Raw genomic sequence first — 23,240 nt, forward strand, 5'->3', positions numbered from 1 at the left:
CTGGTGCCGCTGGTGCTGTTGTCAAAGGTGTTCATGGCTCAGCGCTCCCGTGCGAGTTTGGGGTTGAGGGCGTCATCGAGCCCTTCGCCGACCAGGTTCAGCGCCAGCACGGTCAACAGGATCGCAAGGCCGGGGAAGAACGACAGCCACCAGGCCTGGCGGATCACGGTGCGCGCAGCGCCGATCATGTAGCCCCAGGACATCACGTTGGGATCACCGAGGCCGAGAAACGACAGCGCCGACTCCAGCAGGATGGCCGTGGCCACCATCAGCGAGGCCAGCACGATGATCGGCGACAGGGTGTTGGGCAGGATCTGGCGCAGGATGATCTGGGTGTTGGTCTGGCCGACCAGGCGCGCCGCCTCGACGTATTCGCGATGGCGCAGCGACATGAACTCGGCACGCACCAGGCGGGCCACCGGCGGCCAGCTGACGATGGCGATGGCCAGCACGATGGAGGTCACGCTGGGCTGCATGATCGCCACCAGCACGATGGCCAGGGCGAAGTTGGGGATGGTCTGGAAGAACTCGGTGAAGCGCATCAGGGCGTCGTCCACCAGGCCGCCGTAGTAGCCGGCGATGGCGCCCAGCGGTACGCCGATGGCCAGCGCCACGGCGGTGGACACCAGGCCGATCAGCAGCGATACCCAGGCGCCGTGCATCAGTCCGGCGGCGACGTTGCGGCCCATGGTGTCGGTGCCGAGCCAGAAGCCGTCCTGGGCCAGTGGCGGCAGGAAGGGTCGCTGCACCATGCGCCAGGGCGATTCGGGGAACAGCACCGGGGCCAGCACGGCCATCAGGATGATCGCCCACAGGATGATCAGTCCCACCAGGGCGCCTCGGTTCTGGGCGAAACGGGCAAAGAAACTCATGCGGCGGCCCCCTTGATGCGTGGATCGGCCAGGCGATAGACCAGGTCGGTGGCGATGTTGAACAGGATCACCAGGGCGGCGGAGAAAAAGAAGATGCCGAGCAGCAGGTTGTAGTCACGCTGCATCAGCGCCTCGTACATCAGCCGGCCGATGCCCGGCCAGGCGAACACCGTCTCGGTGAGGATGGCGCCGCCGACCATCTGGCCGGCCTGCAGCCCCGCCAGGGTGATGATCGGCAACAGGGCGTTGCGCAGGATATGGCGGCGCTGAATGACCCTCGGCGCCAGGCCCTTGGCCTTGGCGGTCTTGACGAAGTCCTGCTGGGCGGCGTCGAGCATCGAGGCGCGGGTCATGCGCGTATAGATGGCCATGAAGAACAGCCCCAGGGTGGTGGCCGGCAGCACCAGATGCTTGGCGACGTCGAAGGCGTAGGCCAGGCCTTCGAGGTTGGCGCCGACGGTGAACATGCCGTAGGCGGGCAGCCAGTCCAGGTACACCGAGAACAGCACCACCGCCATCAGCGCCACCCAGAACAGCGGAGTGGCGTAGAACAGCAGGGCCAGCGCCATGATCAGCGAGCCAGAGGCCTTCTTGACGCGCATCGCGGCCATGGAGCCGGCGAGGATGCCGAGCACCAGCGACAGCACGAAGGCGGTGCCGGTCAGCAGCAGGGTGGCGGGCAGGCGGTCGAGGATCAGGTCCAGCACCGGCATCTGCTGGCGGTAGGAGTAGCCGAAGTCCAGGGTCAGGATGCCGGACACGTAGTGCCACAGCTGGACATACATGGGCTGGTCCAGCCCGAACTGCTCGCGCAGCTGGGCGATGAAGGCTTCATCGGCGGCGCCGGCTTCCCCGGCCAGGATGGCCGCCGGGTCGCCGGGGGCGAGCTGGATCAGCACGAAGTTGAACACGACGATCAGCAGCAGCACGATGGCGGCCTTCAACAGTCGTGAAATGATCAGGCGGGCGTAGAGCATGGTGAGGTCCCGGGCAGTAAGCCTGTGGTGATGGCAGCAGCAAAATCAGGGCTGGCGCGGCCCGTGGTGGGCCGCGCCGTATCGCCGTTTTTGGCTCAGTCGGCGATCCAGGCGTCCTTGAAGCCGTCGTTGACGCCCACCGCCGAGGTCACCAGATTGTTGACGTTGCAGCGGTAGATGGTCGGGAAGCCGAGCTCCAGCAGCCAGCCGAGCGGTGCGTCCTCGAGCAGGATCTGCTGCACCTCGTGGTAGAGACGCTCACGCTCGCTGTCCGGATAGGCAGTGGCGGCGGCGTTGAACAGCTCATCCACCTCGGGGTTCTGGTAGCCCTCGACGTTGTTCCAGGGCGAGCCCTTCTCGGTGTTGGTGGACAGGTAGGTCCGCGAGATGCCGAGTGCCGGGTCGCCGTACTGGTACAGGTAGGTGAAGGCCAGGTCGAAGTCGCGCTCGCCCAGGCGCTGGTTCCAGCCGCCCACGTCGGTGGCCTCGGTGCGCACGTTGATGCCCACCTCCTTGAGGTTCTGCTGTACCGCCTCGGCCCAACGATTCCAGGTCTCGCCGTAGGGCAGCGGCAGCAGGGTGACCTCCTCGCCGTCGTAGCCCATCTCGTCGAGCAGTTCCTCGGCCTTGTCCGGGTCGTAGCTGTAGCCCTCGAGGTCCGGGTCGTTGAACTTGGCGTTGGAGCCAAACGGCCCTGCCGGGACCTGGCCCATGCCATTCCACAGCACGTCGCGGGCAAACTCGCGGTCCATGGCGTACATCACCGCCTGGCGGAAGCGCTTGTCGGCGGTCGGTCCTTCACGATTGTTCATCCACAGCATGGCGAAGGGGCTGAAGTACTCGTGGCCCTTCTCGGTCACGCAGGTGTTGTCCATGGCGGTCAGCCGGGGAACGTCGAAGTTCTCCACGGTGCCGTAGGGCAGCACGTCGACGGTACCGTTCTCGTAGGCCACCGCGCGGGAGGCGCCGTCCGGAATGACGTGCCAGTTGATGCCATCGAGGTAGGGCAGGCCTTCCTCGTAGTAGTCATCGAAGCGGGTCAGTTTGATGACGGTGCCGCGGTCCCAGCTGTCGAACTGGAACGGGCCGGTGCCAATGGGATGGTTGTTGGCCTCGTTGTTGCGGAAGTCGGTGCCGGCGTAGATGTGCTCGGGCACCATGGTGAAGGTGCCGGCCTCGAACGAGATCAGGAAGGGGCCGAAGGGCTTCTTCAGGGTGAACACCACGGTGTGGTCGTCGGTCGCCTCGATGCTCTCGACGTGCTCGAGCACCGCACGGGCGCTGGGATTCAAGTCGCGGTGGAAGACGTCGGCGGAGAACACCACGTCTTCGGCGGTGAAGGCCTCACCGTCATGCCACTTGGCGTTTTCCTGAAGGTGGAAGGTGTAGGTCAGGCCGTCCTCGCTGATCTCCCAGCTCTTGGCCAGTTGCGGCATCGGCTCCATGTCGGTGGAGTAGCGCAGCAGGCCCTCGTAGATGTTGCCGGCCACCGTGCGGGTGGGGGCGTTCTGGATCATGCCCAGCACCAGGCCCGGCGGCTCCGGCTGGATGATGGTGTCGATGACACCGCCCCGCTGGGGTTCCTGGGTGGCCTCTTGCTGGGCGTCTTGGCCGTCGTCCTGGGCCAGCGCCGGGGTGGCCGCCAGCGGTAGCAGGGCGGCGAGCCCCAGCGTCAGCAGGGAAGTGTTGAAGCGAGAGGCGCGTGCCTGAGTCGAGCTTGCCCGGGGCGAGGGGGACAGCGGCGAGCAAGATGGCAGAGAGGTGACGCGGGGGTGACGGGAGTTCGAGGTCATATCAGGGCACCTTGGTGGCCCGGAGGTGTTGCCAGAGGTGCGTGAAGCCAGGGGCAGAAAGCGCTGCCAGTGCGCTGTTGCCGGGCTTTCGCGTCGCTGAGGCCAGCTCCGGGACTGTTGTTGTTGGGGATTTCCGTAAGCCCTTTAGAACCTAGCAGCCTCGGCACAAACTGTCGACAGTCGGCAATCGACTGTTGTTCGACGCAGGATGCGGTCATACTGGGGTATGACCCTTCAGGCCAACTACGGGAGTCGAGCATGGCCAATCCTCGGGACCCCTCAGCCGCGCCCTTCGTGGTACAGCGCAACCTGGTGGACCAGGTGGTCGACTACTTGACCGAGGCGATCCTGGCCTCGCGCTTCGCACCGGGCGAGCGGTTGTCGGAGGCGGGGCTGGCGGCGGAGCTCGGCATCAGCCGGGCCCCGGTACGCGAGGCCGCCAGGCTGATGGAGAGCCGTGGCCTGCTGGTATCGCGACCGCGGCGCGGGTTCTTCGTGCGTACCCTGGATGTGGCCGAGCTGAGCGATGTCTTCGATCTGCGCATCGGTCTGGAACGCCACGCCTTCGAGCGAGTGATGACACGCTTCAATACGGATACCGAGCAGCGTCTGCATCGGCAGATCAGTCGTCTGTGCGAGGTCGCCGCCGGTGATGACGAGGGGCTCAAGATCGAGGAGGACCTGGCCTTTCATCGCCTGGTGTTCGAGCTGGCCGACAACGCCCGGCTGGCACGTGCCTTCGACGACCTGAGCTTCGAGCTGCGGCTGTGCATCACCCTGATCACCCGTACCCACGAGACCCCCGAAAGCATCGCCGCTTCCCACTGGCGGCTGCTGGAGGCACTGAAGAGCGGTGATCCTCAGCGCTGCCGGGACGAGGTGGACTACCATATTGGCGTGGCCAGGGACTCGGTGATCGAGCGGTTGGCCGATCACGCCGGGGTGGCGCGTGGCTGAACGAGTGGGCGGCGTCGGCAGTGACGTCGTGGTCGAACTAGCGACTCCAGCAGTGACTCAAATACCGATTCAAATAGCGATTCGAATAGCGACGTAAGTCCTGGTCGAACGGTGGGCCCAGGGCTGCGGCGAGATCCTGTATCGGGTGCGGTGGGCTTGTGCTGCAGGTGCTCGAAGGTGCATAACTAGTACGCGTAAAACACATTTAACATGCGGGATTTGCCGTCAATGACGACACCACAACTATCCACCGATGCCCTGGACGCCAACGAACGGCGGCTGCTCGATGCCTGCGACGAATTGATGCCGGAGACCCTTGCCCTGACCAGCGCTCTGGTGCGCGAGTACAGCGTGCTGGGGGCGGAGGCCGGGGTACTTGAGGTGATGGAAAGCCATCTGCTGGACATGGGGCTGCCTGTCGAGCGCGTCCCACTGCCCGACAAAGGCGCAGATGCCGAGCAGGCACCGGTGGCCAGGGGCGTCGACCGACACAACCTGATCTCGGTGATCAACGGCACCTCGTCCAGGCCGCACCTGATCTTCAACGGCCACCTGGACGTGGTGCCGGCGGAGCCGCTGTCGATGTGGTCTCGTCCGCCCTGGGAAGCCTGGCAGGAGGACGGCTGGCTTTACGGGCGCGGCGCCGGCGACATGAAGGCCGGCATCGCCGCCATGGTGACGGCGGTGGCGGCGATGAAGCGGGCCGGACTCGGGATCGATTTTCCGCTGACGCTGCAGACGGTGATCGAGGAAGAGTGCACCGGCCATGGTGCGCTGGCTTGCCTGGCCCGTGACGGCCGCGGCGACTTTGCGCTGATTCCCGAGCCGTTCGGGGCGACCCTGACCACGGCCCAGATCGGCACCCTGTGGTTCAAGGTGTCGCTGGACGGGGTGCCGGCCCACGTGCTGGATACCGCCGCCGGGGCCAACGCCATCGAGGCGATCCAGTCGGTGGTGGCGCCGCTCAAGGCACTGGAGGCGGAACTGAACGCCGGGCGCGAGCCGCCCTATGACGAGATCGAGCACCCGTTCAACCTGAACATCGGCAAGATCGAAGGGGGCAACTGGGCGTCCAGCGTGCCGTCCCGGGCGACCCTGGAGGGACGTATCGGCTTCGCGCCTGAAGTCCGGGTGGAAGACATCATGGAAAAGGTGCGGCGCTGCGTCGAGGCGGCCAGCGCCTCGCTTGGCCCGGGCATCTCCGGACTGGACGTCGAGTTTCACGGTTTTCGCTCCGAGGGCCACCACGTCGACACCGACAGCCCCGGAGTCGCCCTGCTGGCCGATTGTCATCGTGCCCTGACCGGTGAGGAGCTGCCCTCGGTGGCGTTGACCTGCACCACGGATCTGCGCGCGCTCAATCGACACGGCATCGCCGGGACCTGCTACGGGCCCGTGGCCGAACGCATCCATGGCATCGATGAGCGGGTCGAGATTGCCTCTATTCAGCACACCCTCAAGGCCTACGCGCTGTTTCTGTATCGCTGGGGGCGCTGGGCCGAGGGCCAGGCCGCTTCCGATACCTGTCCGCAGTGATACCCATAGTCCGGCCAGCGCTGGCCCGGCCAGCCCTGGCCGGGCCCTCACGATCGCCGTGCAAGCCCGGCCTGCACGCTCGGTCCACAAGCAAAGCCTGCAAGCTCAGCGCGAAAGCCTGACACGCAGGCCTGTCTGCAAGACCCGCCCGAAAGACCCGCCCGCAAGTCCAGCCCGCCAAATTCCTCGCCTCAAGCTCGACCCGCCAAGGTTGACTGGGTCGAGCACTTTCGTCTGTGACCGCCGAACGACTCGGTTTCTGTTGTCCTGAGTCGGGGTTTTGCCGTCAGCAGGCTGCCACTCTAAAAGCGTTGTTCCATGGAGTGGAGCGGCGGGTGCTGCACGAGCGGGCTCAGGAATGTCGACCTTTCATGCAGAGCTCGCGTCAATTGGCAGGGAGGGTGGCATGGCAACACAAGTGGGCGGGAAGGATGACCCCGAGGAGAATCCCGCAGCCAGCGGGACAAGGCGTACAGGGACGAGACCGGTTTCGCTCTACGATGCGATCGACGCGGAGGTCAGTCCTCCGCCCGGTCGGCTGAGCCCGAGAGGGCGACGATGGTTGATCAACGCCGAGGGCTGCCGGCTGATGCCCTATCTCGACCTGAGTGGAGCGCCCATCCACTACTGGCAGAAGGGGGCGACGATCGGTGTGGGCCATCTGATCATTCGACAGCAGTGGCCGCGGTTTGCCAACGGCATCGACAGGAACTGGGCGGAGTCACTGTTGCGCCAGGACCTGCAGCACGTGGAGCTTGGGGTGCTCGATCGCCTCGAGGCCTGTCGTCCCAGGGTGGGCGCGCGAGGTCTTCGTCAGCACCAGTTCGATGCCCTGGTGTTGCTGGCCTTCAATATCGGACTGGCGGCATTTTCAAACTCTTCGCTGGTGGCCATGCTGTGTGATTCGCGTACGGTCACCCCCTACGCGACGCTGGAACAGGCGTGGCTTGCCTGGAAGTATGCTGGCGGCGAGGTGATGCCAGGACTGGAGCGGCGTCGCGCCGAGGAGTGGCGCATCTTTAAAGAGGGTGACTACGGGCCTGACATCTAAGCAGGTTTTCTTGTAGCGAGCCCGCTAGAAGAGGTGCCCGAAGCGGGGTGGGGCGAGGTGTCAGCCCTATCTTCAAGTCGGTGCATGCCCCGCCAGAAAAAGCTCGGTCGCGTAGCGTGCACGGTGGTCTCTCGCCTCCAGCGTCAGCGAGGGTGGGCGCCCGACCAGCGAATCGAGCATCCATTCCCCGAGCACCATGCCGGTAAACAAGCCGGCCGAAGTGCGCGGGTCCTTTACCACCAGCTTGCCGCGGGCATGCTGGTCGCGCAGGTACTCGGCCAGTTCACGTCGGGTACGATCCGGGCCGTGATCGAGAAACAGTGCTCCCAGCTCCGGGGCACGCTCGGCCTCGGCGGCGATCCCACGAATCAGTCGGATGTTGGCGTTTGGCAGCGCCAGGTCGATCAGGTCTCGGGCAAGCTCCTCCAGCACCTCTTGCGGCGGACGCTCGCCGGCCTGTCCCAGTCGACACCAGACACTGGACGCCTGGGCTTCCAGGGCCGCGGTGAATAGCCCCTCCTTGTTGCCGAACAGCTTGTAGAGGGTGCTTAGCGAGCCGCCCGCTCGGGCGACGATGTCATTGACGCTGGCGCCGGCGTAGCCCTTGTCCAGGAATACCTCGCGGGCGGCGGCCAGCAGCCGCTGGCGGCGGGCCTCGCCCTTCGGTGTAGAGCATGAATCTGCGGACGTCATCGTGGCTTTCCATCAATCCAGGAGGGGGCGATATCAGGCTGTCGGAACGATTGTAGTCTGCATTACACATCCATGTTTCAACGCCAGGTTGTACGGGGGCTGGCGACAGCGAGTGGGCGTGAGGCGTGATTCAGGTCTTGAACGAGAACAGTGCGAAGGCGCCGAGGCTTGCCACCAGCAGGAAACCCGCCAGGCCGATGCGGCCCCAGGGCAGCGAGGCGTTGCCCACATGCATCAGCTCAGGCTTGCGCGGTGAGTAGCGCACACGCACGACGCTGCCTACGGGGTAGTCGGCGATGTAGGCATCGGCGTCTTCCTGTCGGGTGAAGGAGGGAACGCCATCGAAGCCCGCGTTGTCGGATTGAATACGCCGACCGTCGATGGTGGCTTCGAAGCGCAGCAATGCCAGGTAACGCCTTTGCTGATCGTCTCGCTCGCGCTGGTGGCGCTGGGCTTCCGCCAGCCGGACCTCGGCGTGGGTCACGGTCGCCTCGGTGGTCGGCCAGCGGTTGACGTCGCGGACCTTGTACGCGCCGACGCCGGCGATGACGGCACCGATCAGAGCGGCGAGGGAGACGATCAGCAGCGGATGAGGCATGGTGGTATTCCGAATGAGCCCATGAATGTCGAGGGCGAAGCAGGGGGGCGTCACGGGCGGTTCATGAGCCTCCTGGAAAGCGCAACAACGAGGAAAACACGATGACGATGATGGCGTCCCTGAAGCGTTGGATCAATGATGTGGCGCAGCAAGAGGATGCGTCGTCCAGGGTGGACCTGTCACTGGCCACGGCGGTGCTGCTGTGCGAAGTGATTCGTGCGGACTACCGCCTGGATGACAGCGAGATCCATCTGATGCGCAGCCAGCTCAAGGAACAGTTCGAACTCGAGGACGAAGCGCTGGACGAGCTGATGACACTGGCTCGGGAAGAGGCCGAGGGAGCGGTGGATCATCACCGCTTCGTGCGTGAGTTGCGTGACCGCACCGGCTATCAGGACCGGGTAGCGCTGGTACAGCAGATGTGGGCGCTGGCGTTTGCCGACGGCGAGAAGGATGCCCTGGAGGAACACCGTATTCGCGCCCTGGCGGAGTTGTTGCACGTCAGCCACTCGGACTTCGTGCGCACCCGCATCGTCGAACAGAATCGCGCCGAGGGTGTGTAGCGAAAGTCTTGACGTTACAATAAGTTTTTCTGCATATGACGCCGTGGCCGCCATGGTTTTGCTGGCGACGGGCGGCGTGTCCAGGTAATCACTTGTCATCAGACATTAGCAGGCGTTATAGGACAAGGAGGAAATGATGTCGCGCAAGATGGTGGTAGTGGGAGCCGGCATGGTCGGTGTGTCGGTGGCGTGGCATCTGAGGCGCCGTGGCTACCAGGTCACACTTGTCGACCGCCGTGAGCCCGGTCGCGAGACCTCCTACGGCAACGCCGGCATCATCCAGCGCGAGGCGGTGCGTCCCTATGCCTTCCCGCGCGATCTGGCGACCTTGTTGCGGGTGGTACCCAATCGTCAGATCGACATTCGGTATCGGCCGGGCGCGATGTTCGCAAGCGCCGGGACGCTGCTCAAGTACTGGCAGAACTCGGCGCCCGCCCGTTACGAACAGATCGTACCGGAGTACGCCTCGCTGATAGGCGGCTGCCTGGAGGCCCACTCGGCGATGATCGAGGCTTCCGGTGCCGACGCGCTGGTACGTCGCCAAGGCTGGCTCGAGGTCTATCGGAGCAGCAAGGCGCTGGGCGAGCGAGCGGCCCAGGCCGAGTTGGATGCCAAGCGCTTCGGCATCCGCTTCGACTACCTCGACAGCGAGGCGCTGGCGCGCCTTGAGCCGGATCTGGAGCCCGGACTTGCCGGGGCGATCCACTGGCTCGATCCCTGGACGGTGGCAAATCCGGGTGATCTGGTGGCCGCCTACGCCAAGTCATTTTCCGATGATGGCGGTGAGATCATCCAGGCGGACGTCACCGATGTGCGCCGGCAGGGCGATACCTGGCGCATCGACACTTCGGGCGACACCCTGGAGGCAGATGGGCTGGTGATGGCGTTGGGCCCCTGGTCACAGGACTGGATGAAGGCCCTGGGTCTGTCGATCCCGCTGTTCGTCAAGCGTGGCTACCACATGCACTATGGTCAGTCGGATGACGCCAGGCTGACCCACTGGGTGATGGACGCCGAGGTAGGCTATCTGCTGGCGCCCATGAGCAGCGGGATTCGCCTGACCACGGGGGCCGAGCTCGAGCGCCTTGATGCGCCGGCCCACCTGGAACAGCTGGAGGCAGCGGAGCAGCAGGCGCGCAAGCTGTTTCCGCTGGGGCAGCGTCTCGAGCCCACGCCATGGAAAGGCGCCAGACCCTGTACCCCGGACATGAAGCCGGTGATCGGTGGCGTACCCGGGCAGCCAGGCTTGTGGCTGGCCTGTGGCCACGGTCATCAGGGCTTCACCCTGGGCCCGGTGACCGGCAAGCTGCTGGCGCAGGTCATCGATGGCGAGCAGCCGGACATCGACATGGCGCCGTTCAGGGTGGACCGCTTCTGATCCCGCGCTGGCGCCGGCCCATGCCGGAAGTGCGTTAGCGCCGTCCCATGCTGGTAGTCCGGGGCCATGCCGCCTCTGCAAGGGGCGGTCTGGCGTGGCAGTCAGCGAGGGCGAAAGAGATGGGGAAGCGGCGTGCAAGCGCCGTTGTCGGCGGCGGCGGGGCTGGTCAGGCTGGGGCCAGTCGGTGACCAGACATCGGCCCCGTCATGATCTGAGGCCTTTATCAGGCCTCGTCGGCGTCACGACGGTGAAGGCCGGAGGCTGAGTTACTGTTGTTTGAAGTATCGGTCGAGCTATTGGTCGAAAGAGCGGGCTCGGCGCCGGATGACCCGCGGCGATCGGCCAGGGCGCGTGCCAGCAGCTTGATCAGCAGCGTCACCAGGAACACCAGCCAGCTGGCCGTCGCCAGTACATTGAACAGCAGCATCTTCTGGGCGCCGCTCATCGGTGTAATCAGATGGTCGATGCCGATGGCCAGCAGAAATGCCAGGTTCAGCGGCAGCGCCAGGATGTGCATCCACATCTCCGTGCGCCGCTTGCGGACGTGGTAGCGGCCCAGCATCACCCGCACCGGGCGGTGAACGAAGCTCACCAGGATCATGCTGCCGAGCAGCAGCAGGGCGGCTAGGGCCGGCTCGGCGCTGCCGATATGCAGCGACACGCTGATCGACCAGTAAAGCATCAGCCACATCAGGCCTGCCAGGGTGGCGACGAGGTCGGCGTAGTGACGAACCTTGGGCATGTAACTCTCGCTAGGATGTTTCTGTAATAAGTCTGCGCGCGGCCAGAGGCCCTGGGACTCGTCGGCGCCTTGACAACGTATCGCCCCGGACATCGATGGTAACGTGCCGCGACTCCTCGACGGTGCGGATCAGATCCGGGCGCATGTCCCTCGAATGATACGCGAAATCTCACCCCGTTTGGGCCATGAAACGTTGCCCTTTACGGTATACTGCGCCCGACCATGGATCACTCGACGACAGGATAACAAGTGACTGCGATTACCTTGACCCGGCCCGACGACTGGCACCTTCACCTGCGAGACGGCGTCGCTCTGGCCTCCGTGGTGGCCGATACCGCCCGCCAGATGGGCCGTGCGATCATCATGCCGAACCTCAAGCCGCCGGTGACCAATCTGGACCAGGCACTGGACTACCGCCAACGCATCTTGGCTGCCTTGCCTGCGGAAAGCCAGTTCGAACCGCTGATGACCCTCTATCTTACCGATCGCACCACTTCGGAAGACATCGAGACGGCCTGGGGCAGCGGCAAGGTGCAGGCGGTCAAGCTGTATCCGGCCGGGGCCACCACCAATTCCGACTCAGGCGTGACCGATCTGCGTCACTGCGAGGAAGCGGTAGCCACCATGGCGCGGCTGGGGATGCCGTTGCTGGTGCATGGCGAGGTGACCGATCACGAGATCGACATCTTCGATCGCGAGGCGGTGTTCATCGAGCGGGTCATGAAGCCGCTGCTGTCCCGTCATCCTGACCTCAAGGTGGTGTTTGAGCATATTACCACCGCCGACGCGGCGCGCTTCGTGGCCGAGTCGCCGTCGAATATCGGCGCGACCATCACCGCTCATCACCTGCTCTACAACCGCAACCACATGCTGGTGGGCGGGATTCGCCCGCACTACTACTGCCTGCCGATCCTCAAGCGCGAGCGTCATCGGGAGGCGCTGATCGAGGCGGCGACCTCGGGCGACAAGAGCTTCTTCCTCGGCACCGACAGCGCGCCCCATGCCCGTCACGACAAGGAAAGTGACTGTGGCTGTGCCGGCGCCTATACCGCGCTGACGGCCATCGAGCTGTACGCCACCGCCTTTGAACAGGCCGGCGCGCTGGATCGGCTGGAAGGGTTCGCCAGTCACCACGGTCCCGACTTCTATGGCCTGCCGCGCAACAGCGACTCGATCACCCTGGACAAGGTCGAGTGGCAGGTACCGGCAGAACTGCCGTTTGGCGAAGGCAAGACGCTGGTGCCGCTGCGTGCCGGTGAAACCCTGGGCTGGAAGATGCGCCAGGACTGACAGACCTGATGCGATGACCTGATGCGATGACCTGACGTGGCGCCCTCGAGCCGCGGCCTGGTACGCCGTCCTCATACTCGTATGAGATGTTCTGGACGGTAATCTGCTTTAGCTAGCCCTGATGATATGGTTCAGGGTTTCTTGACCACGAAAACGGCGCGCCCCAAAAGGGCGCGCCGTTTTCGTATCTGGCGCCTGGCCAGCGCCGAGGTGCGGGCCAGGGGAATGCCAGGGGAGGCGGCTCTGTATTGGAGGAGGGCTCGACAAGGACTGACGTGAAGCACCAAAGGGGTAGCGAAGAGGCATGGGAAAGTTAGGCCATTGGATTAGAGGTAGGTCATTGTCCTCTAGTACAGTATTGACCTATACCCCATGCATGTAATGTGCGCATAAGCACAGTTTTGTTGCTGCCGGACTAGGTTTGTCATCCCTTTGTTCACAAGGCCTAGGTCTGTCATCCAAAAAAAGAGAGACGCCCCCCTATGATCATCGCCATCGTCGTACAAGTTACCGGCCAAGCCTGGGCCAGAGATGCGGAAGGCAATCTGAGGCCCCTGGCCGAGGGCGACCGCCTGACTGAGGGCGAGGTGGTGATCACCGAAACCGGCGCTCGAGTGAACCTCGTGCAACCCGATGGCACCCGCCTGGCGCAGCTCGGCGGCGAGGTCGAGGTGGCGATTAGCGAGGCGATCAACGAGCAAGGGTCGGCCGATGACGAGGTGATAGAAGACGCCGAGGTCGCCAGGGTCCTGGCGCTGCTCGAAGAGGGCGAAGGAGATCTGCTCGAGGCGTTGGAAGCTCCTGCCGCTGGCGCTGCGGGGGGCGCCGGCGCCGAGGGCGGGCACGATTTCGTGCGTCTTTTGCGTATCGTCGAGGAAGTGTCGCCGCTGTCGTTCGAGTACGGCTATCAGCGCGAGGCCTACGACGTTCAGGAGCAGGATGGCGGGACCGCGGCCGATGAGGACGAGTCCGTCACCCTGACGGGGCTCGATGGGCCTGCGGGAGCAGCAGGCAGCGCCGATATCGGCTTTTCCTCTGCCGAACAGACCGTCAGTGAGGCAGGACTTCCTGGCGGTAGTGCATCAGGCACCGCCGCGACATCAGCGAGTGGCAGTTTTGGTGTATCCGCTCCCGATGGCCTGTCGTTCATTACCGTTGGCGGCAGTGGTCCGATCAGCTTGGATCGACTCAATGGCCTGTCCGGCAATCCGCTGACCATCGAGACGCCCCTGGGCAGCCTGACGCTGACAAGCTATAGCGGCGATGACACCGGTGGTAGCGTTGCCTACACCTACGATCTGACCGACAACGTCGACAACGATAGCGTCGATGGTGCAACCGACGATGGCGTGGTCGACAGCATCGAGATTAGTGCTGTCGACAGCGATGGCAGTACCACCAGTGGCACTCTGGATATCGCGATTCTCGACGATGCGCCCGAGGCGGTGGATGATGCCACCACGACCGGCGAGGACACGGCGGTCACCTACAACGTGCTGGTCAATACCGACGGCACCAGCGATGTCCAGGGTGCGGACGGTGCCAGTGTCACCGACGCCACCCTGCGTGATCCGAGCCAGGGCAGTGTGAGCTTCGACAGCAACACCGGTGAGGTGACCTTTACCCCGTCGGACGGCTTCGAGGGCGACGCGGTCATCGACTACACCATCACCGATGCCGATGGCGACACCAGCGACGCGGTGTTCACCGTCACGGTGGCGGCGGACTCCACGCCCACCGTCAGCGTGCCGGACGAATCCCCCGATGCCGAAGGTGGTCAGTTCAGCGTCAGCGAAGCCGGATTGCCGGGCGGTAGCGCGGCAGGCGACGGCAGCCAGTCCACCGGCGGTAGTCTGCCGATTACCACCGGCGGCGACAGCCTGGCCTCGCTGGTGATCAACGGCCAGAACGTGACGGGCGGCGGCACGGTCGAAGGCGACTACGGCACCCTGAGTGTCAGTGTCTCTGACGGCGAGTACAGCTGGAGCTACACCCTGGATGGCAGCACCCAGGACCACACTAGCCAGGGCACCGGCAGCGACGACCTGGCGGATCAGTTCGCCATCGTCGTTACCGACAGCGATGGCGACGAGGCCTCGACTAGTCTGACCATCGACGTCAACGACGATGTGCCTGTGGCCGTGGATGACGCCGCCAACACCGGCGAAGACACCCCCGTCACCTACAACGTGCTGGCGAACGACACCCAGGGCGTGGACGGTGCCAGTGTCAGCGACGCCACCCTGCGCAATCCGAGCCAGGGCAGCGTGTCCTTCGATAGCGACACCGGTGAGGTAACCTTCACCCCGGCGGCAGGCTTCGAGGGCGATGCGGTAATCGACTACACCATCCGCGACGCCGATGGCGACACCAGCGACGCGGTGTTCACCGTGACGGTGGCGGCGGACTCCACGCCGACCGTCAGCGTGCCGGACGATTCGCCCGATGCCGAAGGTGGTCAGTTCAGCGTCAGCGAAGCCGGATTGCCGGGCGGTAGCGCGGCAGGCGACGGCAGCCAGTCCACCGGCGGTAGTCTGCCGATCACCACCGGCGGCGACAGCCTGGCCTCGTTGGTGATCAACGGCCAGAACGTGACGGGCGGCGGCACGGTCGAAGGCGACTACGGCACCCTGAGTGTCAGCGTGTCTGACGGTGAGTACAGCTGGAGCTACAGCCTGGATGGCAGCACCCAGGACCACACCAGCCAGGGCACCGGCAGCGACGATCTGGCGGATCTGTTCGCCATTGTCGTTACCGACAGCGATGGCGACGAGGCTTCGACCAGTCTGACCATCGACGTCAACGACGATGTGCCTGTGGCCGTGGACGACGCCGCCAACACCGGCGAAGACACCCCCGTCACCTACAACGTACTGGCGAACGACACCCAGGGTGTGGACGGCGCCAGTGTCAGCGGCGCGAGCCTGCGTGATCCGAGCCAGGGCAGCGTGAGCTTCGACAGCGACACCGGTGAGGTGACCTTCACCCCGGCGGCAGGCTTCGAGGGCGATGCGGTCATCGACTACACCATCCGCGACGCCGATGGTGACACCAGCGGCGCGGTGTTCACCGTCACCGTGGCGGCGGATTCCACGCCCACCGTCAGCGTGCCGGACGATTCCCCCGATGCCGAAGGTGGTCAGTTCAGCGTTAGCGAGGCGGGCCTCGCGGGCGGTAGCGCGGCGGGCGACGGCAGCCAGACCACCGGCGGCAGTCTGCCGATTACCACCGGCGGCGACAGCCTGGCCTCGTTGGTGATCAACGGCCAGAACGTGACGGGCGGCGGCACGGTCGAAGGCGACTACGGCAGCCTGAGCGTCAGTGTCTCTGACGGGGAGTACAGCTGGAGCTACAGCCTGGATGGCAGCACCCAGGACCACACCAGCCAGGGCACCGGCAGCGACGATCTGGCGGATCAGTTCTCCATCGTCGTTACCGACAGCGATGGCGATACGGCCTCGACCAGTCTGACCATCGACGTCAACGACGATGTGCCGAAGGCTCGTGATGACAGCGACACTATCGCCGAGGAGACCGCTTCCGTTTCCGGCAATGTGCTGGGCAACGACACCACCGGCGCCGATACCACCGAGGCCGATCCGGCCAGCGTAGCGCTGGACGCCCCGACGGGCGCCGGCCAGTACGGCACCCTGACGCTCAACAGCGACGGCAGCTACACCTACCAGCTCGACAACGATGATCCGCGGGTGCAGGCGCTTAGCGGTAAGGAGACCCTGACCGAGACCTTTGCCTACACCCTGACCGACGCCGATGGCGACACCTCACCGGCGACGCTGACCATCACGCTGACGGGGACCAATGACGGCGTCAGCCTTTCGGGCCTGGCTGCCGGGGGCGGCGACGTATCGGTGAGCGAAGCCAATCTCGCCGGTGGCAGCGATGCCGACAGCGGCGCACTGACCCAGCCTGGCAGCTTTACCTTCACCAGCGCCGATGGTGTGGCCAGCGTGCAGGTGGGCAACCAGTCGTTGACCCTGGCCCAGCTGCAGGACCTGACTGCCGATAGCCCGGTGGTGGTCGATACCGAATACGGCAGCCTTAGCCTGACCGGCTTTACACCGTCGGATAGTGCCAACCCGGCCGCCGGCGGCACCGTGAGCTACAACTACACCCTGGACACCCGCGTCGACAACGACAGCCAGGCTGACGCCACGGATGCTGGCTTTACCGAGACGGTGGCCCTGGTGGTCACCGACGATGACGGCAGTGCGGCCAAGGGCAGCCTCAGCATCGCGATCGCTGATGACGGCCCATCCGCGAGTAACGACAGTGACACCATTGCCGAGGAGACCGCGTCGATCACCGGCAATGTGCTGTCCAACGACACCACCGGCGCCGACACCTCGGATGCCGATCCCGCCAGCGTGGCACTGGACGCCCCGACGGGCGCCGGCCAGTACGGCACCCTGACGCTCAACAGCGACGGCAGCTACACCTACCAGCTCGACAACGACGATCCGCGGGTGCAGGCACTCAGCGGCAAGGAAACCCTCACCGAGACCTTTGCCTACACCCTGACTGACGCCGATGGGGATACCTCACCGGCGACGCTGACCATCACCGTGACCGGCACCGACGACGGTGTCAGCCTCTCGGGGCTGGCGAGCGAAGGCAGCGACGTTTCTGTCAGCGAAGCGAATCTGGAAGAGGGCTCCGCGGCGGATGCTGCGGCTCTGACCCAGCCTGGCAACTTTACGTTCGCCAGCGTTGATGGCGTGGCCAGCGTACAGGTGGGCAACCAGTCGTTGAGCCTGGCCCAGCTGCAGGGTCTGTCCGCCGATAGCCCGGTGGTGGTCGATACCGAATACGGCAGCCTTAGCCTGACCGGCTTTACACCGTCGGATAGTGCCAACCCGGCCGCCGGCGGCACCGTGAGCTATAGCTACACCCTGGACACCCGCGTCGACAACGACAGCCAGGCTGACGCCACGGATGCCGGCTTCACCGAGACGGTGGCCCTGGTGGTCACCGACGATGACGGCAGTGCGGCCAACGGCAGCCTCAGCATCGCCATCGCCGACGATAGCCCGTTCGCGAGTAACGACAGCGACACCATTGCCGAGGAGACCGCGTCGATCACCGGCAATGTGCTGTCCAACGACACCACCGGCGCCGACACCACCGAGGCTGATCCGGCCAGCGTGGCACTGGACGCGCCGACGGGCGCCGGCCAGTACGGCACGCTGACGCTCAACAGCGACGGCAGCTACACCTACCAGCTCGACAACGACGATCCGCGGGTTCAGGCACTCAGCGGCAAGGAGACCCTCACCGAGACCTTTGCCTACACCCTGACCGATGCCGATGGGGATACCTCACCGGCGACGCTGACCATCACCGTGACCGGCACCGACGACGGTGTCAGCCTCTCGGGGCTGGCGAGCGAAGGCAGCGACGTAGCGGTGAGCGAAGCCAATCTCGCCGGCGGCAGCGATGCCGACAGCAGCGCACTGACCCAGCCTGGCAACTTTACGTTCGCCAGCGTTGATGGCGTGGCCAGCGTACAGGTGGGCAACCAGTCGTTGACCCTGGCCCAGCTGCAGGGGTTGTCCGCCGATAGTCCGGTGGTGGTCGATACCGAATACGGCAGCCTTAGCCTGACCGGCTTTACACCGGCAGATAGTGCCAACCCGGCCGCCGGCGGCACCGTGAGCTACAGCTACACCCTGGACACCCGCGTCGACAACGACAGCCAGACTGACGCCACGGATGCCGGCTTCACCGAGACGGTGACCCTGGTGGTCACCGACGATGACGGCAGTGCGGCCAACGGCAGCCTCAGCATCGCGATCGCCGACGATAGCCCGACCATCGAGTTCGTCGAAGTGCCGGCCAGCGTGGTCGAAGGCCAGAGTGTAGATGGCACCTGGACCACCGACGCCGGTGCTGATGGGGCCACCGTCATCGTGACAGCGGCAGGTGAAACCAAGCCGCTGGGCGACGGTGCTACCGATTTCGTCAGCTTCGATCTCGCCGAAGGCACCCTGACCGTCACTGGTGACGGCAGCTGGACCTTTGAGGCCAAGGACAACCTCGACCAGGCCAACAGTCCTTCGATCGACTTCACCATCACCACCGAAGACAGCGATGGCGATACCGCCACCGATAGCCACACCGTCACCATCACCGACGGCAGCGGCCCGAGTGTTTCGGTCACCGGCAGCGATCCGGCCAGCAGCAATGCGTCCGTTTCCCTGCAGGATGCCGACACCGAAGGCACCGCCTCGGATACCGATGTAGCCAGCCTGACCTTTACCGCCGGTAGCGACGCCATCACCTCGATCGGTTTTGGTGACACCGACGGTATTCAGGTCACCGGCCTGGATGGCGAGCTGATCTGGCGCACAAACAACGCCGGTGAGCTAGAAGGGCGCACCGAGGCCGGCGGTGACGCCGTCCTGACCCTGACGCTGAGTCCGGCGGTTGACGCGAATAACCCGATCGCTGCCGGCACTCAGCAGGTGGTCACCGTGACCGCGACCCTGGCCGAGAGCCTGGCCCACGCGGTCGACGCCGATAGCCTGTCGATCACGGGCATCAGTGTGGTCGGCACCGATACCGACGGTACCAGCACGACGGCGACCGTGGGTGTGAGCGTGGCTGACGATCAGCCGACCCTCGAGATTGCCGATACCGCCGAGACCGTAGTCGAAGGCCAGAGTGCCAACGGCACCTGGACCACCGATGCCGGTGCTGATGGGGCCACGGTGACCGTGACCGCCGGCGGCGTCGACAAGGTACTGGGCGACGGTGCTACCGATATCGTGACCTTCAATCTTGATGAAGGCACCCTGACCGTCACTGGCGATGGCAGCTGGACCTTCGAGGCCAACGACAACCAGGTGCAGAACAGCGCCGGCAATCCGTCGATCGGCTTCACCATCACCACCGAAGACAGCGATGGCGACACCGCCACCGATAGCCATACCGTCACCATCACCGACGGCACCGGCCCGAGCGTTTCGGTCACCGACAGCGATCCGGCCTCGACCCAGGCCAGCCTGGCACTGGATGACGCCGAGACCGAAGGCACCGTCTCGGACACCGACGTGGCGAGCCTGACCTTTACCGCCGGCAGCGACGCCATCACCTCGATCGGCTTTGGCAATATAGGTGCCGATGACAGCGTCACCGGCATCAGCGTCCAGGGTCTGGCGGCTGGTGAGTCCTTGGTCTGGAGCGCAAACGATGCCGGTGAGCTGGAAGGGCGCACAGAGGCCGGCGGCGACGCCGTCCTTACTCTGACCCTGAGCTCTTCTGGTCCTGTAGCCGCGGGCGAGGAGCAGGTCGTCACCGTGACCGCGACCCTGGCCGAGAGTCTGTCCCACGCGGTCGGCGCCGATAGCCTGTCGATCACCGGCATCAGCGTGGTCGGCACCGATACCGACGGCACCAGCACGACGGCAACCGTGGGTGTGAGCGTGGCTGACGATCAGCCGACCCTCGAGATCGCCGATACCGCCGAGACCGTGGTCGAGGGCCAGAGTGCCAACGGCACCTGGACCACCGACGCCGGTGCCGATGGCGCCACGGTGACCGTGACCGCTGACGGCGTCGACAAGGTGCTGGGCGATGACGATACCGATAGCGTTAACTTCAAGCTCGCCGAAGGCACCCTGACCGTCGGTCGCGACGGTACCTGGACCTTTGAGGCCAACGACAACCTCGACCAGGGCAACAGCCCGTCGATCGACTTCACCATCACCACCGAAGACAGCGATGGCGATACCGCCATCGATAGCCACACCGTCACCATCACCGACGGCACCGGCCCGAGCGTCAGCGTGACGGACAGTGATCCGGCCTCGACACAGGCCAGCCTGGCGCTGGATGACGCCGAGACCGAAGGCGCCGCCTCGGATACCGACGTGGCGAGCCTGACCTTTACCGCCGGCAGCGACGCCATCACCTCGATCGGCTTTGGCAATATAGGTGCCGATGACAGCGTCACAGGCATCAGCGTCCAGGGTCTGGCGGCTGGTGAGTCCTTGGTCTGGAGCGCAAACGACGCCGGTGAGCTGGAAGGGCGTACCGAGGCCGGCGGTGACGCCGTCCTGACCCTGACCCTGAGTCCGGCGGTTGACGCGAATAACCCAATCGCCGCGGGCGAGGAGCAGGTGGTTACCGTGACGGCGACCCTGGCCGAGAGCTTGGCCCACGCGGTCGACGCCGATAGCCTGACCATTAGTGGCATCAGCGTGGTCGGCACCGACACCGACGGTACCAGTACCGAGGCAAGCGTCGCGGTCAGCGTGGCCGACGACCAGCCGACCATCGAGTTTGTCGAAGCGCCTGCCAGCGTGGTCGAGGGCCAGAGTGTCAATGGCACCTGGACCACCGACGCCGGTGCCGATGGCGCCACCGTCAGCGTGACAGCGGCAGGCGAAACCAAGCCGCTGGGCGATGGTGCTACCGATTTCGTCAGCTTCAAGCTCGCCGAAGGCACCCTGACCGTCACTGGTGACGGCAGCTGGACCTTCGACGCCAATGACAACCAGGTACAGAACAACGCTGGCAATCCGTCGATCGGCTTCACCATCGCCACCGAAGACAGCGATGGCGATACCGCCACCGATAGCCACACCGTCATCATCACCGACGGCAGCGGCCCGAGCGTTTCGGTCACCGACAGCGATCCGGCCTCGACCCAGGCCAGCCTGGCACTGGATGACGCCGAGACCGAAGGCGCCGCCTCGGATACCGACGTGGCGAGCCTGACGTTTACCGCCGGCAGCGACGCCATCACCTCGATCGGCTTTGGCAATATAGGTGCCGATGACAGCGTCACGGGTATCAGCGTCCAGGGCCTGGCGGCTGGTGAGTCCTTGGTCTGGAGCGCAAACGACGCCGGTGAGCTGGAAGGGCGTACCGAGGCCGGCGGTGACGCCGTCCTGACCCTGACCCTGAGCCCGGCGGTTGACGCGAATAATCCGATCGCTGCCGGTACTCAGCAGGTCGTCACCGTGACCGCGACCCTGGCCGAGAGCCTGGCCCACGCGGTCGACGCCGATAGCCTGACCATTAGTGGCATCAGCGTGGTCGGCACCGACACCGACGGTACCAGTACCGAGGCAAGCGTCGCGGTCAGCGTGGCCGACGATCAGCCGACCATCAAGTTCGTTGAAGCGCCTGCCAGCGTGGTCGAGGGCCAGAGTGTCAATGGCACCTGGACCACCGACGCCGGTGCCGATGGCGCCACCGTCAGCGTGACAGCGGCAGGCGAAACCAAGCCGCTGGGCGATGGCGAGAGCGTCAGCTTCAAGCTCGCCGAAGGCACCCTGACCGTCGGTCGCGATGGCAGCTGGACCTTCGAGGCCAACGACAACCAGGTGCAGAACAGCGCCGGTCGTCCGTCGATCGACTTCACCATCACCACCGAAGACAGCGATGGCGATACCGCCACCGATAGCCACACCGTCACCATCACCGACGGCAGCGGCCCGAGTGTTTCGGTCACCGACAGCGATCCGGCCTCGACCCAGGCCAGCCTGGCACTGGATGACGCCGAGACCGAAGGCGCCGCCTCGGATACCGACGTGGCGAGCCTGACGTTTACCGCCGGCAGCGACGCCATCACCTCGATCGGCTTTGGCAATATAGGTGCCGATGACAGCGTCACGGGCATCAGCGTCCAGGGCCTGGCGGCTGGTGAGTCCTTGGTCTGGAGCGCAAACGACGCCGGTGAGCTGGAAGGGCGCACAGAGGCCGGCGGCGACGCCGTCCTTACTCTGACCCTGAGCTCTTCTGGTCCTGTAGCCGCGGGCGAGGAGCAGGTCGTCACCGTGACCGCGACCCTGGCCGAGAGTCTGTCCCACGCGGTCGGCGCCGATAGCCTGTCGATCACCGGCATCAGCGTGGTCGGCACCGATACCGACGGCACCAGCACGACGGCAACCGTGGGTGTGAGCGTGGCTGACGATCAGCCGACCCTCGAGATCGCCGATACCGCCGAGACCGTGGTCGAGGGCCAGAGTGCCAACGGCACCTGGACCACCGACGCCGGTGCCGATGGCGCCACGGTGACCGTGACCGCTGACGGCGTCGACAAGGTGCTGGGCGATGACGATACCGATAGCGTTAACTTCAAGCTCGCCGAAGGCATCCTGACCGTCGGTCGCGACGGTACCTGGACCTTCGAGGCCAAGGACAACCTCGACCAGGGCAACAGCCCGTCGATCGACTTCACCATTGCCACCGAAGACAGCGACGGCGACACCGCCACCGACAGCCACAGCGTCACCATTACCGACGGCACCGGCCCGAGCGTTTCGGTCACCGACAGCGATCCGGCCTCGACCCAGGCCAGCCTGGCACTGGATGACGCCGAGACGGAAGGCACCGCCTCGGATACCGACGTGGCGAGCCTGACCTTTACCGCCGGCAGCGATGCCATCACCTCGATCGGCTTTGGCAATATAGGTGCCGATGACAGCGTCACGGGCATCAGCGTCCAGGGTCTGGCGGCTGGTGAGTCCTTGGTCTGGAGCGCAAACGACGCCGGTGAGCTGGAAGGGCGTACCGAGGCCGGCGGTGACGCCGTCCTGACCCTGACCCTGAGTCCGGCGGTTGACGCGAATAATCCGATCGCCGCAGGCGAGGAGCAGGTCGTCACCGTGACCGCGACCCTGGCCGAGAGCCTGGCCCACGAGGTCGACGCCGATAGCCTGACCATTAGTGGCATCAGCGTGGTCGGCACCGACACCGACGGTACCAGTACCGAGGCAACCGTCTCGGTCAGCGTGGCCGACGATCAGCCGACCCTCGAGATC

Annotated in this window: 13 protein-coding genes; 7 read left to right on the forward strand and 6 right to left on the reverse strand. The window is 65.2% G+C overall.

Annotated features, from left to right (window positions below; translation table 11 throughout):
* Positions 1-38: 38 nt before the first annotated feature.
* The 3 genes from EBB56_RS11965 to EBB56_RS11975 all read right to left on the reverse strand — a co-directional run bounded on the left by EBB56_RS11965 (position 39) and on the right by EBB56_RS11975 (position 3,642).
* Positions 39-872 carry an ABC transporter permease gene (locus EBB56_RS11965; RefSeq protein ID WP_045993012.1) on the reverse strand — a complete coding sequence of 278 codons (834 nt, stop codon included), beginning with the start codon at positions 870-872 and terminating at the stop codon, positions 39-41.
* Positions 869-1,849: an ABC transporter permease gene (locus EBB56_RS11970; protein ID WP_124804461.1), complete on the reverse strand. Its 981-nt coding sequence runs from the start codon at positions 1,847-1,849 to the stop codon at positions 869-871. Before EBB56_RS11970 ends, EBB56_RS11965 begins: the two co-directional genes overlap by 4 nt.
* Before the next feature lie 95 nt (positions 1,850-1,944).
* The gene (locus EBB56_RS11975) at positions 1,945-3,642 is read right to left on the reverse strand and encodes an ABC transporter substrate-binding protein (protein WP_260425347.1); all 1,698 of its coding nucleotides are present in this window, start codon (positions 3,640-3,642) and stop codon (positions 1,945-1,947) included.
* A 258-nt stretch (positions 3,643-3,900) separates the two neighbouring features.
* Here EBB56_RS11975 and EBB56_RS11980 point away from each other — a divergent pair, with 258 nt between their 5' ends.
* The 3 genes from EBB56_RS11980 (at position 3,901) to EBB56_RS11990 (ending at position 7,186) form a co-directional block, all read left to right on the forward strand.
* A complete protein-coding gene (locus tag EBB56_RS11980) occupies positions 3,901-4,599 on the forward strand; it encodes a GntR family transcriptional regulator (protein WP_124804462.1) in 699 nt (232 codons plus the stop codon).
* 228 nt (positions 4,600-4,827) lie between these two features.
* Positions 4,828-6,135 carry an ArgE/DapE family deacylase gene (locus tag EBB56_RS11985; protein WP_124804463.1) on the forward strand — a complete coding sequence of 436 codons (1,308 nt, stop codon included), beginning with the start codon at positions 4,828-4,830 and terminating at the stop codon, positions 6,133-6,135.
* Positions 6,136-6,541: 406 nt separating this feature from the next.
* Positions 6,542-7,186, forward strand: a complete 645-nt coding sequence (locus EBB56_RS11990) for a lysozyme (RefSeq protein WP_185696430.1) — start codon at positions 6,542-6,544, stop codon at positions 7,184-7,186.
* 72 nt (positions 7,187-7,258) lie between these two features.
* On the opposite strand, the gene EBB56_RS11995 is transcribed toward EBB56_RS11990, so the two are convergent.
* Positions 7,259-7,879: a TetR/AcrR family transcriptional regulator gene (locus tag EBB56_RS11995; protein ID WP_124804465.1), complete on the reverse strand. Its 621-nt coding sequence runs from the start codon at positions 7,877-7,879 to the stop codon at positions 7,259-7,261.
* 130 nt (positions 7,880-8,009) lie between these two features.
* Complete coding sequence (locus tag EBB56_RS12000) at positions 8,010-8,477, reverse strand: DUF3592 domain-containing protein (protein ID WP_124804466.1); 468 nt, start codon at positions 8,475-8,477, stop codon at positions 8,010-8,012.
* Positions 8,478-8,578: 101 nt separating this feature from the next.
* Between EBB56_RS12000 and EBB56_RS12005 the strand changes: the two genes are divergently transcribed.
* Both EBB56_RS12005 and EBB56_RS12010 read left to right on the forward strand, forming a co-directional pair.
* The gene (locus EBB56_RS12005; RefSeq protein WP_253028722.1) at positions 8,579-9,040 is read left to right on the forward strand and encodes a TerB family tellurite resistance protein; all 462 of its coding nucleotides are present in this window, start codon (positions 8,579-8,581) and stop codon (positions 9,038-9,040) included.
* 136 nt (positions 9,041-9,176) lie between these two features.
* A complete protein-coding gene (locus EBB56_RS12010; protein ID WP_124804467.1) occupies positions 9,177-10,418 on the forward strand; it encodes an FAD-binding oxidoreductase in 1,242 nt (413 codons plus the stop codon).
* A gap of 223 nt (positions 10,419-10,641) precedes the next feature.
* Here EBB56_RS12010 and EBB56_RS12015 read toward each other — a convergent pair whose 3' ends face one another.
* Positions 10,642-11,160 carry a hypothetical protein gene (locus tag EBB56_RS12015; protein ID WP_311767534.1) on the reverse strand — a complete coding sequence of 173 codons (519 nt, stop codon included), beginning with the start codon at positions 11,158-11,160 and terminating at the stop codon, positions 10,642-10,644.
* A 249-nt stretch (positions 11,161-11,409) separates the two neighbouring features.
* Here EBB56_RS12015 and pyrC point away from each other — a divergent pair, with 249 nt between their 5' ends.
* Together pyrC and EBB56_RS12025 are read left to right on the forward strand one after the other, a co-directional pair.
* Positions 11,410-12,450, forward strand: coding sequence for a dihydroorotase (pyrC, locus tag EBB56_RS12020; protein WP_045993004.1), 1,041 nt, complete (start codon positions 11,410-11,412; stop codon positions 12,448-12,450).
* Between the two features lie 482 nt (positions 12,451-12,932).
* Positions 12,933-23,240, forward strand: a 10,308-nt coding sequence (locus tag EBB56_RS12025) for a VCBS domain-containing protein (RefSeq protein WP_124804468.1), incomplete at its 3' end; no start/stop codon positions are given.

Origin of the sequence: Halomonas sp. YLB-10, from assembly GCF_003856855.1 — a bacterium.
Lineage (GTDB): Bacteria > Pseudomonadota > Gammaproteobacteria > Pseudomonadales > Halomonadaceae > Halomonas > Halomonas litopenaei.